Annotated in this window: 15 protein-coding genes and 1 pseudogene; 9 read left to right on the top strand and 7 right to left on the bottom strand. The window is 67.4% G+C overall.

Translation table 11 applies throughout. The annotated features are described in order from the left end of the window. The first annotated feature begins 187 nt into the window (after nucleotides 1-187). Nucleotides 188-967 carry a DUF4394 domain-containing protein gene (locus tag TW83_RS14165; RefSeq protein WP_045983425.1) on the top strand — a complete coding sequence of 260 codons (780 nt, stop codon included), beginning with the start codon at nucleotides 188-190 and terminating at the stop codon, nucleotides 965-967. Between the two features lie 47 nt (nucleotides 968-1,014). On the opposite strand, the gene TW83_RS14170 is transcribed toward TW83_RS14165, so the two are convergent. Then, complete coding sequence (locus TW83_RS14170) at nucleotides 1,015-1,593, bottom strand: LysE family translocator (RefSeq protein ID WP_045983426.1); 579 nt, start codon at nucleotides 1,591-1,593, stop codon at nucleotides 1,015-1,017. A gap of 103 nt (nucleotides 1,594-1,696) precedes the next feature. Here TW83_RS14170 and TW83_RS14175 point away from each other — a divergent pair, with 103 nt between their 5' ends. Together TW83_RS14175 and TW83_RS14180 are read left to right on the top strand one after the other, a co-directional pair. Then, entirely contained in the window at nucleotides 1,697-2,140 is a 444-nt protein-coding gene (locus tag TW83_RS14175; RefSeq protein WP_045983427.1) for an Lrp/AsnC family transcriptional regulator, read from the top strand. 30 nt (nucleotides 2,141-2,170) lie between these two features. Beyond that, a complete protein-coding gene (locus TW83_RS14180; RefSeq protein WP_045983428.1) occupies nucleotides 2,171-3,370 on the top strand; it encodes a helix-turn-helix domain-containing protein in 1,200 nt (399 codons plus the stop codon). 248 nt (nucleotides 3,371-3,618) lie between these two features. Here TW83_RS14180 and TW83_RS14185 read toward each other — a convergent pair whose 3' ends face one another. After that, entirely contained in the window at nucleotides 3,619-5,466 is a 1,848-nt protein-coding gene (locus tag TW83_RS14185) for a heavy metal translocating P-type ATPase (RefSeq protein ID WP_157001603.1), read from the bottom strand. 289 nt (nucleotides 5,467-5,755) lie between these two features. Between TW83_RS14185 and TW83_RS14195 the strand changes: the two genes are divergently transcribed. Further along, a complete protein-coding gene (locus tag TW83_RS14195) occupies nucleotides 5,756-6,184 on the top strand; it encodes a VOC family protein (RefSeq protein ID WP_045983430.1) in 429 nt (142 codons plus the stop codon). A 542-nt stretch (nucleotides 6,185-6,726) separates the two neighbouring features. Here TW83_RS14195 and TW83_RS14200 read toward each other — a convergent pair. Then, complete coding sequence (locus TW83_RS14200; protein ID WP_239441368.1) at nucleotides 6,727-7,254, bottom strand: GNAT family N-acetyltransferase; 528 nt, start codon at nucleotides 7,252-7,254, stop codon at nucleotides 6,727-6,729. A gap of 96 nt (nucleotides 7,255-7,350) precedes the next feature. Between TW83_RS14200 and hmgA the strand changes: the two genes are divergently transcribed. Next, entirely contained in the window at nucleotides 7,351-8,712 is a 1,362-nt protein-coding gene (hmgA, locus tag TW83_RS14205; RefSeq protein WP_045983431.1) for a homogentisate 1,2-dioxygenase, read from the top strand. Then, nucleotides 8,709-9,926, top strand: a complete 1,218-nt coding sequence (fahA, locus tag TW83_RS14210; protein WP_045983432.1) for a fumarylacetoacetase — start codon at nucleotides 8,709-8,711, stop codon at nucleotides 9,924-9,926. Before hmgA ends, fahA begins: the two co-directional genes overlap by 4 nt. Here the strand turns inward: fahA and TW83_RS14215 are convergent. Next, nucleotides 9,923-10,846 (bottom strand): annotated as a pseudogene (locus TW83_RS14215) (ornithine cyclodeaminase). The gene fahA and the pseudogene TW83_RS14215 sit on opposite strands and share 4 nt — an antisense overlap. 118 nt (nucleotides 10,847-10,964) lie before the next feature. On the opposite strand from TW83_RS14215, the gene xylB reads away from it, so the two are divergent. Continuing rightward, nucleotides 10,965-12,413 carry a xylulokinase gene (gene xylB, locus TW83_RS14220; protein WP_045983433.1) on the top strand — a complete coding sequence of 483 codons (1,449 nt, stop codon included), beginning with the start codon at nucleotides 10,965-10,967 and terminating at the stop codon, nucleotides 12,411-12,413. A gap of 3 nt (nucleotides 12,414-12,416) precedes the next feature. Here the strand turns inward: xylB and TW83_RS19445 are convergent, their stop codons facing one another. Next, nucleotides 12,417-13,034, bottom strand: a complete 618-nt coding sequence (locus tag TW83_RS19445; RefSeq protein WP_052714903.1) for a LuxR family transcriptional regulator — start codon at nucleotides 13,032-13,034, stop codon at nucleotides 12,417-12,419. A 135-nt stretch (nucleotides 13,035-13,169) separates the two neighbouring features. On the opposite strand from TW83_RS19445, the gene TW83_RS14230 reads away from it, so the two are divergent. After that, entirely contained in the window at nucleotides 13,170-13,379 is a 210-nt protein-coding gene (locus tag TW83_RS14230) for a hypothetical protein (RefSeq protein WP_139085354.1), read from the top strand. An 11-nt stretch (nucleotides 13,380-13,390) separates the two neighbouring features. Continuing rightward, a complete protein-coding gene (locus TW83_RS19450) occupies nucleotides 13,391-13,999 on the top strand; it encodes an acyl-homoserine-lactone synthase (RefSeq protein ID WP_162198052.1) in 609 nt (202 codons plus the stop codon). Here TW83_RS19450 and TW83_RS14240 read toward each other — a convergent pair. Then, nucleotides 13,996-15,507 carry an ABC transporter permease gene (locus TW83_RS14240; protein ID WP_045983435.1) on the bottom strand — a complete coding sequence of 504 codons (1,512 nt, stop codon included), beginning with the start codon at nucleotides 15,505-15,507 and terminating at the stop codon, nucleotides 13,996-13,998. The two genes, TW83_RS19450 and TW83_RS14240, sit on opposite strands and share 4 nt — an antisense overlap. Next, entirely contained in the window at nucleotides 15,500-16,156 is a 657-nt protein-coding gene (locus TW83_RS14245) for an ATP-binding cassette domain-containing protein (protein ID WP_045983436.1), read from the bottom strand. The genes TW83_RS14240 and TW83_RS14245 overlap by 8 nt, the downstream gene beginning before the upstream one ends.

A 16,156-nucleotide genomic window follows, 5' to 3' on the forward strand; every position in this document is an offset into this window, starting at 1 on the left:
CGCACGGCCATCCTGCCGCGATCGGGGGGGCGGTTGCAACCGCGCGCGCGGTCACTTTCGATGCGCCCGCCGAATTTGCGGGGGGTCGAATTATTTTTGCATCCGGTTTCGCGGATGCCGCGTCATCGGGTCAAGGACGGCGAAGACCGCCGCCTGTGACAGAAGCTGAACCGAAAGGAACATCCCCATGTTTCGCATTGCTGCATTCTCGACCTCTGCTCTTGCGCTGTCCATTTCGGCGGCGGCTGCCGCGACCGGCGTCGGCCTGACCGACGACCGCACCCTGGTCATGTTCGACACCGAGACGCTGGAAGTCACCGGCACCATGGATGTCGAGGGCGTGGACCGCCTGCTGGGCATCGACCTGCGCCCGTCGAACAACACGCTGGTCGGCGTGACGGATGACATGCGCATCGTCACCATCGACACGGCGACCGGCGCCGCCACCGACCTGTCCACCATGGACACGCCGCTCGAGGTGGGCGACATGCCCGTGATCGTCGACTTCAACCCGATGGCCGACCGCCTGCGCTTCATGACCGGCACCACGAACCACCGCGTGAACGTGGACACCGGAGAGGTCACCGTCGACGGCAGCCTGAACTGGGTGGCCGAGGACGAGAATTCGGAAGCCAGCCCGATGATCGCCGCTGCGGCCTATATCAACAGCTATGGCACCCCCGAGGCGACCGCGATGTACAACATCGATTCGGGCCTGGGCGCATTGCTGCAGCAGACCGCCCCGAATGACGGCACGCTGGCCACCATCGGCATGCTGAACGTCGAGAACCCGGGCGAGATGATGGCGTTCGACGTCCAGACCGATGCCGAAGGCGCCAACATGGCGTGGCTGGTGACGAACAACACCATCCATTCGGTCGACCTGGAAACCGGCGCGGCCACCGCGGCCGGAGAGATCGCGGCCGATGGCCAGATCCGCGACCTGGCGGTCCTGCCCGCGATGTGACGACCCCGCGCCGGGCCCCTTCGGCCCGGCGCATTCCCTGTCGGCGGCTAGGCGATCAGAACCGGCAGCATCGACAGGACCATGATCCCCGCCATCGCCATGTTGAACAGGCGCAGCTGGTCCGGCGCGTCAATCATCCGTGCGATCCGCGTGCCCGCCACGACCCACAGCAGATGACAGGGCAACCCCACGGCCGCGAATGCCAGCGCCACCGGAAGCGGACCGCCAAGCGCCGCGCCATAGGTCGCCAGCGCGGCCAGCACCATTGCCCAAGCCTTGGGGTTCACCCATTGGAACGCCGCCGCCCGCCATAGCCCAACGGGGCGTCCGGCGGCCTTGGCCTGCGACGGGCGGGCCTGTGCGATCTTCCACGCCAGCCACAGGACATAGGCCAGCCCCGCGGCCTGCATCACGCGCTGCAGGCCGGAATGGGCCTGCACTGCGGGGGCCAGCCCGGCGCCCAGGACCAGCACCATCGCAGCAAAGCCCAGCATGATCCCGGCCATGTGCCGCCAGCTGCCGCGCAGGCCCACCGTCGCCCCCGACGCCATCAGCATCGCATTGTTCGGTCCCGGCGTGATCGTCGTGACCGCCGCAAACCCCATCAACCCGATCAGCGCATCCATTCGCCGCCTCCTGTCCTGCGTTCGTCCCATCCTGGCACGCGGGCGCTGGTGGATGTCCGCAATCCGCGCGATGATGACGGCATTTTTGCAGGAAAGGCCCATCATGGACGCAACTGACGACAAGATCCTGCGTATCCTGCGAAAGGATGGCCGGATCACCCATCAGGCCTTGGCCGAACGGGTCGGTATGTCCGCCTCCACCTGCCAGCGGCGGGTCGAGGCGATGGAGCGGCAGGGCATCATCGCCGGCTATCGCGCCGTGCTGGGCGATGCCGCGCGACAGGTCGGTTTCGCGGCCTTCGTGCTGGTGGGTCTGGGACGGCATACCGCGCGGGTCCAACAGGCGTTCGAGGCGCGCTGTGCCGCCGCGCCGCAGGTCGTCGAATGCCACAACATCACCGGCACGGTCGAATATCTGCTGCGCGTCGAATGCCGCGATCTTGCCAGCTACAAGCAGTTCCACCACGAGGTGCTGGGCGGCTTTCCTGACCTGACCACGATCGTCACCCATGTCATCGTCGGCACGTCAAAGGACGACCGGGCGTAAGGCAGTCGTTGCATTACTCTGGTTTATCAGATGGATGTCGGATCGCTGCTTTTGAGTGCCGAGACCCACGCAGCGAGGGTCGAAGGCATCCTCTTGGCCGACCCCGCCCTGGCTGCACTGTGGCGGATGGAGACAAGCCTTCTGGAGGCTGCCGCCTCGGTCGGCCTCGAAGGCGAGCGCATCTCCACGCAGGGGATGGTGCTGCGTCTCACCAGCAGCACCGCGATGGAAGAGGATGCCCGGGCGGCCGAGATGGCTCTGAAGGTTCTGACCGTCATCCGGCGGCCCGGGGATCCGTTCGGCGAACCGGTCGCGGCCCTGCGCCGGATCGAAGCGGCTGCCGCACCCATCGGTCAGACACGCGACGAGGGTGATCGTCTCGAGGATGCGGAACTGCCCCTCGTGGTGGAGGCCGGTCGCACCTGGTCCCACGTTCCGATTCTGGCGGGATGGCGCGCGGCGGCCAGCTATGCCTTCCGCTCCCGGCGCAGCAGCCCGGTTGCCGAGCGGCTGGTCTTCATGGCCGTGGAGGGTGCCGCGCGTCATCTGCAGGGGCTGTCTCCTGATCGAAGGGTCGGCCGCGATGAGCTGGACGAGAGGGCAGGGTGCCTGCTGATACCGGCAGTGGCCGGGTGGATCGTGCCGCCATCCGTGTCGCTGACCCGCACCGGCTTCCGGGTCTGGTCGCCGGTGACCGGGTTGGCCACGTTTCTGGAGGCCGCCACGCGGAGCCTGTCTCATGATCTCGGTCATCTGGGGACCCTGCGCCATGAGCTGGCGCGTCTCACGGCCATGACGTCGTCTGCGCATGGGCGGTCGCGCCTTGGCGACTTGATCACCTATCTGAAGACGCAGCCGGTCGTCAGCTCGGCGATGGTCATGGATCATCTCGGCGTGACGCGTCGGACCGCCCTGTCGCTGATCGGCGAGCTCGTCGATGCCGGCTGCCTCAGCAACCTCACCGCCCGCAGCACCTCCCGGTTCTGGGCGCTGCCCTCCCTGGCCGCGCGGATGGGACATGCGGGAGGGGCGGGTGCGGTTCGTGGTGGTGCGCCTGCCAGCCGCGAGGAGCCAAGCGAACGCATAAAGTCAATCGGCGCGTTGGAACGAATGAAAGGAGGGCGCGACGAGGGCCAACTGGACCGGATCATGGCGGATCTCGATGCCGCGATGTCGGGGGTCGATGATGTCGTGCGCCGGGCGGGGGGAAGGCAGCGGAAAGAGGAGTAAGCAGTTGGGACCGGAGCGCCTAGGTGTTAGGTAAAGTTGGGGTTAGGCCAGCACTTTTCTCTCTCGAAACCATCTGGGCACATAGTACCTCTGTCTCAGCATGCGTGGTCGTCGCGCTTCAGTGAAGAACTCGTCTCATAGGGTATTGTTCAATTGTTAGGATAAGGATCGCGCCATCAAACCGCGGGATCAAACACCGAGCAATGAAAGTGCCCACAAAGCATCGGGTTATTCAGTCCTCGACGACCCTAGTTCGCTCCGGCGAAGTTTCCGGCATTAAGCGTCAGCGCCCGCAGCGCGTTCAGAATGACGGCCATATCGATTGCGTCCTGTAGCAGCGCGCCTTGCACGGGGGTCAGATATCCAAGCGCCGCCGCGATCATGCCCATGACCGACAGGCCGATCCCGGCCACGACGCTTTCCAGCGCGATGCGGCGCGCGCCGCGTGCCACCACAAGGCCCGGCAGCAGCCGGTCCAGATGGTCGACCAGCAGGACGACATCCGCCGCCTCGGCGCTGGCGGCGGCGCCGCGCGCGCCCATCGCCACGCCGACATCGGCGGCCGCCAGCGCGGGCGCGTCATTCACGCCGTCGCCCACCATCATCACCGGCCCGTTCAAGCGTTCAGACAGCACCAGCAGCACCTTCTGATCGGGCGTCAGATCGGCATGGACCTCGTCCAGCGACAGGCCGCGGCTGACGGCCCCCGCCACAGCGTGCCGGTCCCCCGTGGCCAGCACGATGCGTGCGATGCCCTGTTCGCGCAGGCCCGCTAGCAGGTCGCCGATGCCCGCCCGCAGGCTGTCGGACATGACCAGCCAGCCGGCCGGTTGCCCGTCCACCGCCACCGCGACCAGCACCGCGCCGGGTTCCTGCGCCGCCATGTCCCAAGCCGCAGATCCCGACCGCGCGGCCACGAAGCCCGTGCCGCCGACTACCACGGCGTGACCATCAACGGTGCCGGTCACGCCCTCGCCCGGGGTTTCGACCACGTCGGTCGGGACGGGCAGCGTGGCCCCCTTGGCACGGGCGGCGGCCACCACGGCCTGGGCAACCGGATGCTGGGACAACTGATCCAGCGTGGCCGCGAAATAAAGGACCCGGTCCTCGGGCATCTCGCCCGTCGCATGGACCGCAACGATCCTGGGCCGCCCATCGGTCAGGGTGCCGGTCTTGTCCACGATCAGCGTCCTGATGCGGGTCATCGCCTCCAGCGGTTTCGCGCCCTTGACCAGCACGCCAAAGCGCGCCGCGCGCGACAGCCCCGCCACCAGCGCCACCGGCACGGCCAGGATCAGCGGGCAGGGAGTGGTGACGACCAGGACGGCAACCGCGCGGATCGGATCGCCGGTGAACCACCACGCGGCTGTCGCCAGCACGACCGTCACACCCAGAAACAACAGCGAATACCGATCCGCCAGCCGCGCCATTGGCGCGCGCGAATTCTGCGCCGCGCGAACCAGCCGCACGATCCCGGCATAGGTGCTGTCGGCCGCGCGGCGGGTCGCACGCAGATCGAACGCCTCGCCCGCGTTGGTCGCGCCGCTCATGACGTCTGCGCCCTGGGACAGGTGGAGGGGCAGGGATTCACCCGTCAACGCGGACTGGTCCAGCATGGCATTGCCCGACGCCAAGGTGCCGTCCACGGGCGCAACCTCGCCCTGCCTGATCAGCAGCAGGTCGCCTGGGGCGATGTCGTCCAGCGGCACCTGGGTCAACCGGCCGTCGCGGTGCAGGGTGGCGGTGCGGGCCACGCGCGACAGAAGGTCCGACATCTCGCGTTGGGCGCGGCCTTGGGCAAAGCTCTCCAGAAACGTCCCGCCCGAATACATCAGCGCGACCACCGCCGCCGCCAGCGTTTCGTCAAAGACCAGCGCCGCCGACATCGACAGCGCCGCGACGATATCAAGGCCGACCTCTTTTTGCGCAAGGCTGCGGATGATTTCGACGACAAGGTCTGCCAGCACGGGGATGACGCCCGCCGACCAGGCCAGCGTCGCCAGATCGGACCGCCCCGCCGCCCACAGGGCCAGGCCGACCGTCAAGCCAAGCGCGGCAATGGCCAGCAGGGCGGTCTTCAGTTGATCCCGGACCATGATCAGCATCCGGGCGGGTCGCCTGCAGGGATCACATGACATGACGGCACTGCTCTGCCCCCTGAAAACTGGACGGTTTGAAGCTGGAGTTTTCGGTTAACCTTCCCTGGCTGGGAGAGGAGCGGAGAACGATGAAAGCATCAAGGTTCACGGAGGCGCAAAAGGCGTTTGTCCTGAAGCAGGGCGAGGAAGGCACGCCGGCGCCAAGGACGCCGGCTGCGGAGATTCTCCGATTGATCGGGTAAGGTCGGAGCCTCATGCTCTCGGTTATGGGTAGGAGGACCAAGCCATGGAAACGGACCAGCTGCATCGCGGGCGCCTGATCGATCATCTTCATCTGATCGTTGAGGATCTGCCGAAGTGCCTCAAGTTCTACCAAGCCGTACTCGGTGCCCTGAACATCCCGATGGGCGACATCGCGGACGACCACTTCTGGGCCGACGAGCTGTTCGTATCATCGAAAGACAGTCACGCCGCGTTAGGTCAGCTGACCGGACGACATCACCTGGCATTCCAAGCGGATAGCACCGACACCGTCGAAGCTTTCTACAGGGCCGGCTTGGCCGCGGGAGGAACCGACAACGGTGCTCCGGGACACAGACCCTATCATCCCGGCTACTATGCAGCCTTCCTGATCGATCCTGCAGGAAACAACATCGAAGCTGTCTACCATGGCCCCTCACACCGAAGCGTTGCCTCCGTCGTGGTCAAGTTCTAGAGCACGGCCACATCATCCGGATCTGCCCTGCTTTCAAGGTTTGACAGCTTCGTCTCTTCGTCAGCCGTTCGCTCTACGCAAGAAAATTCTCCGCGCTGTAAATTTCTTTAAAGGGACTGATAGCTGATCGTGCCATCCTTCCAGATCCGGACGAGTGACTCGGCCTGCCCAAGTGTCATACCAGCATCTACGAAGGACAGGTTCAGCTTGGCCGCCAAAGCAAGTTTGTCTGCGAGCAGGAATATTTGCGATTTGGCCAAGAGAGATGGTATGAACACACCAGTTCAGGCTGCCAAGTTTGGCCAACATGACAGTGAACCTAGACCATGTCCGCCGTAAGAGGCTCGCTTCTGCGCTATCGGACGCGCATGCGCAGGTGGAGATGTGCGAAAAGGCAATCAAGCAGAACCAACTCCAACTACTTGAACTGCGTAAAGAACTGATAGCTGCCTTGGCGCATCTCTCTGATGCGAAACGGCGCTATGACCAAGCAAAGTGAGTCATAATCATGGTTATTTCCTTCTTGGATGTGGCTCGTCCGGTCAGGACAGACGTTTGACCATCAGCAGTTCGTCTACCTCCTGTCCCGCATCGATCAGCGCGGCGGGGATCCGGCCGGTCTGGACAAAGCCATGGCGCAGATAGAACCGGATGGCGGCCGTGTTATGGTGGTTCACCGCCAGCTCGATCTGCCGCCGCCCGGTGGCGGTCGCGAAATCCATGACGGCGCGCAGCAGCGCATCCGCTGCCCCCGTTCCCCGCAGGTCCTGGCGCAGATAGACCATGATCAGCGTCGCCCGATGCGATCGCCGTTCGCCCCGCTGCGGCAGCAGGCCCATGATCCCGACCGGGTCCTGCCCCCGGAATGCGGCAAAGACGGGATGCGTCATCCGGCCGATCCATTCGTCATCGGTCAGCCCGGACCAGTCGGCCTCGGTATTGGCAAAGGCGGTGGGCGCCAGGCGCAACGACTCCAGCCGGATCGCCTTGAAGGCGGACAGGTCGCCCGGACCCAGCTTGGCGATGCGCATGTCGGACATGTCGGCCTCCGGTTCCCAAGGCATCAGCATTCACGGACCTCGTGGCGGGTGCAAGGCCGCGTCGCTTGACGGATCGCGGCACCGCCGGATATATTCGTTGCAGATGCAATGAAATTGGGTGCCGCGATGACCGACAGCGTTCAGACCTCGGGAATGACCCGTGCCCCGGCGGGTCCGGGTGCCCATCCGGGATACCTGCCCGGCTTTGGCAACGACTTCGAGACCGAGGCCCTGCCCGATGCCCTGCCCCAGGGCCAGAACAGTCCGCAGCGCTGCAATTATGGCCTCTATGCGGAGCAACTGTCGGGAACCGCCTTCACCGCGCCGCGCGGCCAGAACGAGCGGAGCTGGTGCTATCGCATCCGCCCGTCGGTGCATCACACGGGGCGGTTCGCGGCGATCGATCTTCCCTATTGGAAAACCGCGCCGAATATCCTGCCGGGGGTGACCAGCCTGGGCCAGTACCGGTGGGACCCGATCCCGGTCCCCCAGGGCGACCTGACCTGGCTGACCGGCATGCGCACCATGACGACCGCGGGCGACGTGAACATCCAGGTCGGCATGGCGACCCATGTCTATCTGGTCACCGCGTCGATGCGGGACGAATACTTCTTCTCTGCCGACAGCGAACTGCTGGTGGTGCCGCAGCAGGGCCGGCTGCGGTTCTGTACCGAACTGGGCATCATCGACGTCCAGCCGCAGGAGATCGCGATCCTTCCCCGCGGCCTGGTCTATCGGGTCGAAGTGCTGGAAGGCCCCGCCCGGGGCTTCGTCTGCGAGAATTACGGCCAGAAGTTCGACCTGCCCGACCGCGGCCCCATCGGCGCGAACTGTCTGGCCAATCCGCGAGACTTCAAGACCCCCGTCGCGGCCTTCGAGGATCGGGAGGCACGGTCCCGCGTGGTCATCAAGTGGTGCGGCCAGTTCAATGAGACATGGATCGACCACAGCCCGCTGGACGTGGTCGCGTGGCACGGCAACTATTGCGCCTATAAGTATGATCTGCGGACCTATTCGCCGGTCGGCGCGATCTTGTTCGATCATCCCGACCCGTCGATCTTCACCGTGCTGACCGCGCCGTCCGGACAGGACGGGACGGCGAACATCGACTTCGTGCTGTTTCGCGACCGCTGGATGGTGGCCGAACATTCGTTCCGCCCCCCTTGGTACCACAAGAACATCATGTCCGAGCTGATGGGCAACATCCACGGCATCTATGATGCCAAGCCTCAGGGGTTCGCCCCCGGCGGGATCAGCCTGCACAACTGCATGCTGCCCCACGGCCCCGACCGCGAGGCCTTTGACAAGGCGACGACCGGCGACCTGGTGCCGCACAAGCTGGCCGAGACGATGTCCTTCATGTTCGAGACGCGCTTTCCTCAGCATCTGACCGAATACGCCGCCCGCGAGGCGCCGATGCAGCCGGAATACATCGATGTCTGGAACCGGCTGGAGAAGAAGTTCGACGGCACGCCGGGGGTGAAATGACCGGTGCCGAACCCGGCCTGATGCCGTCGCAGGTGTTATCCGCCAATCAGCCTGATTGCGATTTCCCGCTGAACAACCTGCCCTATGGCGTGTTTTCGGACGACCGCGGCCCGCGCTGCGGGGTGGCCATCGGCGACCGCATCCTGGATCTGGCCGCGTGCGAGGCGCAGGGACTGCTGGATGCGGGCGACACCTTTGCCGCGCCGCGGATGAACGACTTCATCGCCCGCGGTCCGGACGCGTGGGCGGCGGCTCGGGCACGGCTGACGGCGCTGCTGTCCCCCGACGGACCCCGTGACCTGCCGCTGGTGGCGATGGCGGGCGCGCGGCTGCACCTGCCGATCCGGGTCGAGGGGTTCACCGATTTCTATGCCTCGCGCCACCACGCGTTCAACGTGGGATGCCTGTTCCGGGGGCCGGACAACGCCCTGCCGCCGCAATGGGACCACATGCCCATCGGCTATAACGGCCGGGCCTCGTCGGTTATGGTGTCGGGAACGCTGGTGCATCGCCCGATGGGCCAGGTCGCCGGCCCCGCCGGTCCGGAATGGACCGCCAGCCGCCGACTGGACCTGGAACTGGAACTGGGCGCCATCGTGGGGGCGGCCACCGCCCTTGGCACCCGTATCACCGTCGATCAGGCAGAGGACATGATCTTTGGCCATGTCCTGCTGAACGACTGGTCGGCGCGCGATATCCAGGCGTGGGAGTATCAGCCCCTCGGGCCGTTCCAGGGCAAGGCTTTCGCCACCACGATCAGCCCGTGGATCGTGACCCGCGCCGCGTTGGAGCCGTTCCGCCGCGCCGGTGCCGCCCGGGCGGTGGACCCCATGCCCCATCTGCGTGACAACCGCCCGGGCTTTCATGACCTGGCGATGGGCTGGACGCTGAACGGGCAGGTCATGGCACGCGTGAATTATGCCGTGATGCACTGGTCGCAGGCGCAGGCGCTGGCCCATCACGCCAGTTCGGGTTGCCCGATGAACGTGGGCGACCTGCTGGGATCGGGCACGATCTCTGGTCCCACCCCCGATCAGACCGGCGCCCTGCTGGAGATGACGCGGAACGGGCAGCAGCCCGTAATCGTGAACGGCCAGCCCCGCACCTTCCTGCAGGACGGGGACGAGGTGGGTCTGTTCGCCCACGCGCAGGGGGCGGGCTATCGCGTGGGGTTCGGGCCCTGCACCGGGCGCGTGATGCCCGCCCTGCCCTAGGCCGCGGTGGCGATCCAGGCGGCGATCATCGTGTCCAGATGCGCGCCGCCGCCGTTCTTGAAGACCGTGATCTGGTCCGCGCCCGTGCGCCCGCACCGGCCGGGCACCAGGTCGTACAGATCGCCCAGGACGTCGTCGGGCTTCAGAACGCCCGCGGCGATGGGGATCGCCAGTTCGCCGATATGGGCGATGGTGGTGGCACGGCTGTCGACAAAGATGCGGGCGCGGGTCATCAGCGCGTCGTCGGCCTCGCGCATCTCGGCGCGAAAGGCGCCGATCAGGTCGACATGGGTGCCGGGGCGCACCCATTCCCCGCGCAGCACCGGTTCGCGCGCCATCGTCGCGGTGGACACGATGTCGGCCTGTACCACCGCCGCGGCCAAGTCGGTGACCGGCGTGACCGCGTGACCCTCTGCCGCCAGGCGTTCGGCCAGCGCCCGCGCCTGTTCGGGACGGCGCGCCCAGACCTGCACCTGATCCAGATGCGGCATGCCCGCGCGATAGGCCGCGACCAGCCCCCCGGCCAGCACCCCCGCCCCGACGATCAGCAACCGGCGGCTGTCCGGCCGGGCCAGGATCTGCGCGCCCAGCACGGAATCGGCGCAGGTCTTTTATTCGGTGACCAGCGGCGCATCGATCACGGCGGTCAGCACGCCGGTTTCGGGGTCAAAGACCAGCATCGCCCCCTGCACCGACGGCAGGCCGCAGGCCGGGTTGTCGCCAAAGACTGTCACCGCCTTGACGCCGAAGCCCTGGCCGGGCAGCCAGGCCGCCCGCGTCAGCAGGCTGCCCGACCCAGGCCCCAGGAACAGGTCGCGGACCTCGGCGGCGGCTGCCAGATGCCCCTGGCGCAGCGCGTCGATGGCGCCGGGCCAGTCCAGCCCGCGGGCGCTGTCGCGGTCGATGATGCGGGGGGTCATGGCACGCTCCGTTCGTTTCCCCCCGACCCTTGTCCGATCCGGGCCCGGGTGCAAGGCGGCGGCTGGACATTTCGGTTTCCGTGTTGAAGGTCTGGCGGAACAACAAGGAGGATGCGGGATGAGCTTTCTGGGGATCGATCTGGGCACGTCGGGGCTGCGCGCGCTGCTGGTGGATGATGCGGGACAGCCGATCGGCTCGACCGAGCGCCATTACGACGTGGCCCATCCCCATCCCGGCTGGTCCGAACAGGACCCTGCCGACTGGATCACGGCGCTGCAGGGGGCGGTGGCCGATCTGCGCGCGGCGCATCCCCAATTCGCGTCCCTTCGCGGCATCGGCGTCGCGGGGCACATGCACGGTGCCTGCGTGCTGGATGCGCAGGACCGCGTACTGCGCCCCGCGATCCTGTGGAACGATACGCGCAGCCATGTCGAGGCCGACGCGCTGGACGCCGATCCGCGGTTTCGCACGCTGACCGGCAACATCGTCTTCCCCGGCTTCACCGCGCCCAAGCTGGCCTGGATGGCCGCGCATGAGCCGGACCTGTTCGCCCAAGCCGCGCGGGTGCTGCTGCCGGCTGCCTATCTGAATCTGTGGCTGACCGGAGAGGCGGTGGGCGATCTGTCCGACGCATCGGGGACGTCGTGGCTGGACACCGGGGCGCGCGACTGGTCGGACGACCTGCTGGCCGCGACCGGAATGACCCGCGCGCAGATGCCCCGCCTGGTCGAGGGGTCCGCCCCCGCCGGTCGGCTGCGTGCCGATCTGGCCGCCGAATGGGGCCTGTCCGGGCCAGTGACGGTCGCCGGGGGTGCGGGGGACAATGCCGCCGCCGCCTGCGGGATCGGCGCCATGGCCGAAGGCGCGGGCTTCGTGTCGCTTGGCACATCGGGGGTGCTGCTGGCGGCGCGCGACGGCTATGCCCCCGCGCCTGACACGGCGCTGCACAGCTTCTGCCACGCGGTGCCCGGGCGCTGGTACCAGATGGGCGTGATGCTGGCCGCGACTGACAGCCTGAACTGGCTGGGCCGCGTCACGGGGGCCACGCCCGCCCAGCTGACCGCCGACCTTGGACCGCTGCGCGCGCCGGGGCCGGTGCGCTTCCTGCCCTATCTGTCCGGGGAACGCACGCCGCATAACGACCCTGCGATCCGCGGCAGCCTGACCGGGCTGGCGGCCGCGACCGACCGCAACGACCTGACCCGCGCCGTGCTGGAGGGGGTGGCCTTCGGGCTGGCCGACAGCCTAGTGGCGCTGCAATCGACAGGCGCGCGTCCGACGCGGCTGATGGCCATCGGCGGCGGGGCGCGGTCACGCTATTGGCTGAAGGTGATCGCGACCGCGCTGGACGTGACCCTGACCCTGCCCGAGGACGGCGACTTTGGCGCGGCCCTGGGCGCCGCACGGCTTGGCATGGTGGCCGCCGGGGCCGGAACGGTCGAGCAGGTGATGACCCCGCCCCGCGTCACCGCCGAGATCGCGCCGGATGCCGGTCTGCGCGACGCATTCGCCGCTGCGCATCGGGCCTATCGCGCCGCCTATCCGGCGATCCGCGCGATCCAGTAGCGGTCACAGATAGTTGCGGGCGACCGCGATGGCCACGGCCTGGGTGCGGCTTTTCGCACCCAGCTTGCCGCAGGCCTTGATCGCCCGCTGCTTGACGGTGGATTCGGCGATGGACAGCTGGGTCGCGGTCTCGATCTGGCCAAGACCGTCGCGGAAGCAGCGCAGCACGTCCAGTTCGGCAGGTGTCAGGGCGGCGCGGTTCAGGACCAGGTCGGTCCACAGGTTGAACTTGGCGCGGCAGCGCGCGATCTCGTCATCGGAAAATTCGCGGTCGGGGTGGGACAGCGTCAGGAACGACCGCTTGCCCGCCACCTTGCGTGATATCGCCACGCCATAGTTCAGGCGGAACCGCCGTGCCGCCTGCATGACCCCGCGCAGGTCGGGGATGCGCACCTCCGACCAGCGGGCGGCGCCGTCATGGGTCATCGTCCACATCGCGATGGGATCGCCGAAGAAGTAGTTCCGGTCCTCGTAGATGGACCGCCAGGCATCCGGATAGGCGTTGTGCAGGTGTTCGGGGCCCTTGTAGGTCAGGTTGAACCCCATGATCCAACCCGAGGGCGCAAGAGCGTGCATTTCGGCGATCTCGTCGTCGAAATTGGGGATCAGATCGTTCAGCATCACGCCTCTCCTGCTTCACGACCTGCAGGATATGCCTTTTCGGACATACTGAAAAGGCAGCTTGTCCGCTTTTCGCGCGACAAGCCCGGCCATGGGTAGCAAGCCGTTAACACCTGTCAGCTATGGAGGACAAAGGTGGTTAAGGGAATCAGAGAGCCGAGATTGGCAACCGCGGAATTCAGCCGCGACATGGTCGAGACGATGCTGACCTATTTCGATGCCTATGCCGATGAAGGCGTGCTGGCGGTCGAGGTCACCAGCTGGGGCCTGTGGCTGCCCAACAAGGTGACCGGCGGTCGCCAGTTCCTGGGACTGGCCAAGCTGCCCGACGGGTATCGGCAATAGGGATGCGTGACATGACACAGACGATGAGAGACGTGCAGATCGCCACGATCCGCCTGCCGCGTGACATGGCCCAGTTCGACCTGGTGGCCAGCTTCTTCCAGCTGCGCAAGCAGATCTTCGTGGATCGCATGGCATGGCCCCTGCACCACGCCGAAGGCATCGAGTTCGAGCAGTACGACACCTTCGACACCGTCTACGTGATCGCCCATCGCGACGGGCGCGCGATCGGCGGGGCGCGGCTGAAACGGACCGACTGTTCGTTCGGAGGCGGCAAGGTGGTCTATTCCTACATGATCCGCGACGCGCATCGCGGCTTGCTGCCGGGCATGCCCACCAACCTGTGTCATGACGAACCCCCCGTCGACCCGCAGGCGTGGGAACTGACGCGCTTTGCCGCCCTGCCCGTGCCGGGTCTGGCCGAGGCGATCCTGGAGGCGTCGAACGAATACCTGCACGACGTCGGCGCCACCGACTGCCTGTTCCTGGGGCCGCCGGCCTTCCTGCGCATGGCGTCACGGCTTGGCTGGACGCCCCGTCCGATGGGCGATCTGGTGTCCAACGACGACGGCAAGTTCCTGGCCTTTGCCTGCGCGGTGCGCCAGCCGCAGATGGCCGCCTAGCAGTTGGTCGCCTGGCCGGGCACCGCCCCCGGCCGCGCGTCCCCGACATGCAGATCGCCCGCGCCAAGGCGGGCGCGGATGGCGCGCGACAGCGCGTCGATGCCGACCGTGACCAGCCCGGTCGCGGCCAGGATGACGACTGCGCGGTCGATGCGCAGTTCCCCGATGGCGTCGTCCAGGTAGAACCCCAGGGTCGCGATGCCCAGGATGCCCATGATCGCCGATTCCCGGATAATGATCTCCCACCGGTAGAGGCACAGCGCCACGAAGGGTCCGAACAGGCGTGGCACGATCTCCCAGCCCCACAGGGTCAGGCCGCGGGGCGCGTCCGCGCGCAGGGTCAGTCCGGTCGCCTGACGGCCCAGAAGATGCCCGATGATCGCCCCATTATGCAGCCCAAGCGCCAGGATCGCGGGCAGCATGGACGGCCCCCAGACCTGCAGGAACAGATAGGCCAGCATGTATTCGGGAAAGGACCGCAGGATCACCAGCACCAGATGCCCCAGGCCCGCGCCGATGCGCCCCGTCACGCGGGGCACGATCGCGGCCTGCGCGACGAAGGCCACGGCCCCTGCCAGCACCAGCGCCAGCTGTGCGACGATCAGCGTCGCGGCCAGGCCGGGCAGGATCGCGGTTGTCGTCAGCTCCCACAGCCAGGGCAGCAGGGCGGCCGGGTCACCTTGGCGCAGGGGGGCGGGGATGATGTCCTGGCTGAGGAACCGCCACAGCGCGCCCTGCCCCATCGGCGGCGTGCGCACGGTGGCCAGCATCACCGCGGCGAAAATCAGCCAGCCTAGCAGCAGCCGGGGCCTCATCCACAGCCGGACCGTCGCGATCAGCGTGATGTAGATCGCCATGACCGCCCCCGCCGCGCCGTATTCCCCCTGCCGGAAGAACGTGTCCAGCTGGAAGCCGAGCGTCGGCAGCCCGATGAAGCCCAGCACCGCCGACGACCGCAGCCCGCATTCCAGCCGGTAGAGCGCATAGGTCGCCATTTGCGGCCACGCCAGCGGCGCGCGCGCCCAGAGGAACCGCGTCAGCGGATCGACCGCCGGTCCCAGCCAGCGGTCGGGGCGGCGGTCGGATTCGTCCAGGATCTCGGACAGGACCTTGGCGAAGATCCCGGTATAGGGCAGCGCGATGGCCAGAACCCCCGACCAGACGCTGATCCCGAAGACCTGCAGCAGCAGCAGCGCCCAGAACAGCTCGTGGACCGAGCGCAGGGCGATGGCCAGGCCCCGCACCGCGCGCAGCCGATAGAAGGGCGCCAGGATCAGCCCCGCCACGCCCCCCAGGGTCACGCCCGCGACTGCAAAGGCCACGGTCAGCGCGACGGCGCGGGCGATCTGTTCGATGGCGCCGAAATCGGGCGCCAGGAAGCCGCGGCCCATCCGGGCCAGCGCGGCCCAGGGATCGTGGCCCGCCACCGTCAGGTCGGCCAGCGGAAGGCACAGGGCGGCCACGGCCAGAAATCCCGCCACCACGCCAAGGCGCGACAGGCTAGCCATAAAGGGCCTCGATCCGTGAGGCATCCAGTTGGTCCACCGGCAGGTCGAATAGAAAGACGCCCTGCTTCAGCCCGATGACCCGCGTGGCAAAGGCCCGCGCGACGGCCACGTCATGCAGCGCCAGGATCGCGGTCGGGAAGGCCGCGCGCAGCAGCGCGGCCAGCTCCCGCGCGTGGCGCGGATCGACGGCCGACAGCGGCTCGTCCCCCAGGATCAGGTCGCCGCCGCGATGCAGGGCACGGGCCAGGGCCACGCGCTGCTTCTGCCCGCCTGACAGGGATTCCACGCGGTCATCGGCCTGGGGCGTCAGGCCCACGTGGTCCAGATCGGCCATGGCTGCGGCGCGGTCGGGGGCGGTTGGACGGACCAGCGTGCGCAGATTGCGCCAGGCACCGTGATCGTCCAGCCGCCCCATCAGGACGTTGCGCAGGGCCGACAGCTGGGGGACCAGCGCCGCGTCCTGCGGAACCAGCGCGATTCGCATTCCCAGTCCCACCGCGGCCCCGTGCAGAGCGGAGAGGAGCGTCGACTTGCCCGAACCGCTGCGTCCCAACAGGGCGACCCGTTCCCCCGGCGCGACATGCAGTCGCACCCCGGCCAGGACGGGCGTGCCGCCATAGCCCAGATCGACCCCGTCCAGCAGTTGCAA

It is taken from the genome of Paracoccus sp. S4493 (assembly GCF_000967735.1).
GTDB classification, from domain to species: domain Bacteria; phylum Pseudomonadota; class Alphaproteobacteria; order Rhodobacterales; family Rhodobacteraceae; genus Paracoccus; species Paracoccus marcusii.

Excerpts from the sequence above, each read along its gene's own strand:
- TW83_RS14165 (WP_045983425.1), top strand. The coding sequence starts at position 188 with ATGTTTCGCATTGCTGCATTCTCGACCTCTGCTCTTGCGCTGTCCATT.
- TW83_RS14170 (WP_045983426.1), bottom strand. The coding sequence starts at position 1,593 with ATGGATGCGCTGATCGGGTTGATGGGGTTTGCGGCGGTCACGACGATC.
- TW83_RS14175 (WP_045983427.1), top strand. The coding sequence starts at position 1,697 with ATGGACGCAACTGACGACAAGATCCTGCGTATCCTGCGAAAGGATGGC.
- TW83_RS14180 (WP_045983428.1), top strand. The coding sequence starts at position 2,171 with ATGGATGTCGGATCGCTGCTTTTGAGTGCCGAGACCCACGCAGCGAGG.
- TW83_RS14185 (WP_157001603.1), bottom strand. The coding sequence starts at position 5,466 with ATGGTCCGGGATCAACTGAAGACCGCCCTGCTGGCCATTGCCGCGCTT.
- TW83_RS14195 (WP_045983430.1), top strand. The coding sequence starts at position 5,756 with ATGGAAACGGACCAGCTGCATCGCGGGCGCCTGATCGATCATCTTCAT.
- TW83_RS14200 (WP_239441368.1), bottom strand. The coding sequence starts at position 7,254 with ATGCTGATGCCTTGGGAACCGGAGGCCGACATGTCCGACATGCGCATC.
- hmgA (WP_045983431.1), top strand. The coding sequence starts at position 7,351 with ATGACCGACAGCGTTCAGACCTCGGGAATGACCCGTGCCCCGGCGGGT.
- fahA (WP_045983432.1), top strand. The coding sequence starts at position 8,709 with ATGACCGGTGCCGAACCCGGCCTGATGCCGTCGCAGGTGTTATCCGCC.
- xylB (WP_045983433.1), top strand. The coding sequence starts at position 10,965 with ATGAGCTTTCTGGGGATCGATCTGGGCACGTCGGGGCTGCGCGCGCTG.
- TW83_RS19445 (WP_052714903.1), bottom strand. The coding sequence starts at position 13,034 with ATGCTGAACGATCTGATCCCCAATTTCGACGACGAGATCGCCGAAATG.
- TW83_RS19450 (WP_162198052.1), top strand. The coding sequence starts at position 13,391 with ATGACACAGACGATGAGAGACGTGCAGATCGCCACGATCCGCCTGCCG.
- TW83_RS14240 (WP_045983435.1), bottom strand. The coding sequence starts at position 15,507 with ATGGCTAGCCTGTCGCGCCTTGGCGTGGTGGCGGGATTTCTGGCCGTG.